Source organism: Streptococcus sp. HSISS2 (assembly GCF_000448665.1).
Classification (GTDB): domain Bacteria; phylum Bacillota; class Bacilli; order Lactobacillales; family Streptococcaceae; genus Streptococcus; species Streptococcus raffinosi.
Genome location: NZ_CM002133.1, coordinates 2,337,103 through 2,338,753 on the forward strand (window position 1 = coordinate 2,337,103; position 1,651 = coordinate 2,338,753).

At 40.8% G+C, this 1,651-nt stretch carries 3 protein-coding genes; all 3 read right to left on the reverse strand.

Going from position 1 to position 1,651, the window contains the following annotated elements; genetic code table 11:
- Window positions 1-641: CHAP domain-containing protein (locus HSISS2_RS11225; RefSeq protein WP_205617845.1), on the reverse strand; the 641-nt coding region annotated here is incomplete at its 3' end.
- A gap of 87 nt (window positions 642-728) precedes the next feature.
- The gene (locus tag HSISS2_RS10365) at window positions 729-1,004 is read right to left on the reverse strand and encodes a phage holin (protein ID WP_021146625.1); all 276 of its coding nucleotides are present in this window, start codon (window positions 1,002-1,004) and stop codon (window positions 729-731) included.
- Between the two features lies 1 nt (window position 1,005).
- On the reverse strand, window positions 1,006-1,422 hold the full coding sequence (locus HSISS2_RS10370; protein WP_021146626.1) for a hypothetical protein: 417 nt from the start codon (window positions 1,420-1,422) through the stop codon (window positions 1,006-1,008).
- Window positions 1,423-1,651 lie beyond the last annotated feature (229 nt).

Here is a 1,651-nt window from a genome sequence, read left to right on the forward strand (position 1 = left end):
CTTGTGTTGGTTTGCTGAGTGGCCACTGGGCTAACCCAACCAGTGCCTTCAGTAACCTTAATAACTGTGTTGTTAGTTCCAACTGCTTGACAGATACTTGTAAGGTCTCCCGGTTGGTAAGCTGACACGTCGATAAAGTAATTATCCTGTGTCATCCCGTCAAACGGCAATTCGAACCATCCAACCATTTGTTGACTTGGCGCACTCCAATCAATATAGCTGAAATTACCAGCACTATCAAGGTTACGAGTTACCTTGCGCACCCATCCACCATTAGACAAGCAATCAGCATTTCCATCAATATTCTGTTCGACTGTGGTAACTGTACCGTCTGGGTTTTCTCCGACCACGAAACCGATATGACCGAATTGGTGATAAGGCAAGCAATTAGTCACCCAAACACTCCCAACGGGTGGATTGTTCGCACCGTTGAAATAAGTGACTTTCAAACCTAGACTTTCTGCCCTACCTAACGCATCGATAGCGTTTAAGTAGCTGAAATTAAGGTTAAACAAGCCTTGGTACTGTAGCACATTGTCAATCAAAGCTACGCACTGCCCACCATATGGGTTGGTCGGAACAGTGACACGTTGATTGACTAGGCTTTCAAGCATGTTTAATAACTGTGTTTTTGATGTCATAGGTCTCCTTTCTTATTTAATAAAATATTATTATTACCTGTTGCATGCTTCAATTTGGTTGATAGAGGTCATGAGTTTAGCCATAAGCTAGCCCTCATAAGGTTTAGTATATGATAGTGCTCGTTCGCTATCGCTAAGCCCTTTTGTAGTGGGGTCTGGGAACATATTCAAGGCGTTGACCACTGTCAAACCTACCAAGTATGGATTTGACAAGAATCTGCCAAACAATCCAAACAATGCTCCCCAACTTGTGATATCTTCAAACTTGATACCAAAGTAAGCCAAAATTGGCAACACCAAAGCGAGTGCAAAGCGTGTTACGAATGTACGGTTTTTAAAACGAATAGACCAGTTAATTTTCATGTTAATTCCTCACTTCTAAATTAATGTATTTCTTATATAAAGCGTCTATGTACCCGTTGCCACCTAGTTTCTTGTAACTAGAGTGCATTTTGTGAATCACATCCGAATTATGCACGGTGGTATACCCACGTTCTAACTCTTTGTTGATATCACGCTCTAACCTTAGGTACATGGTAACAAGGTGAGCTTCATCATGCACTACCAGCTTATCATTTAATTCGTTGATTTTTCCGCTGTTTGATTCACCGATTTGTTGAATAGCTTCAACTGAATCGTGGATATTGTTTAAATCGCCTTTTAAATCTCCGAATTGTGATTTGTTTAAATTAGCGGACTTGCTAGCTCTCATACCAAACCAGCCCGTTGCTATGACTCCGATAGTAGGGGCAAGGTGGTCAATCAAATCAGAAATATTCATCTTTTATTTTTTACCCCCCATTTTTAACGCATTACGCCTGTGTAGTATCTGCCAAAACTTCATCTTCAATTTTGTAACGCAAATCACGCAATGCGCGTTCGTCTGTACGCATTTCTTGACGATGTTTAGCGTAAAGTTCTGCATTAAGCAGATTTTCTTGAACCGTAGAAACCGCATTGGAATCTATACTGATAAATGTTTGCTTGACAAGGATTGTAGTTCCTTCCTA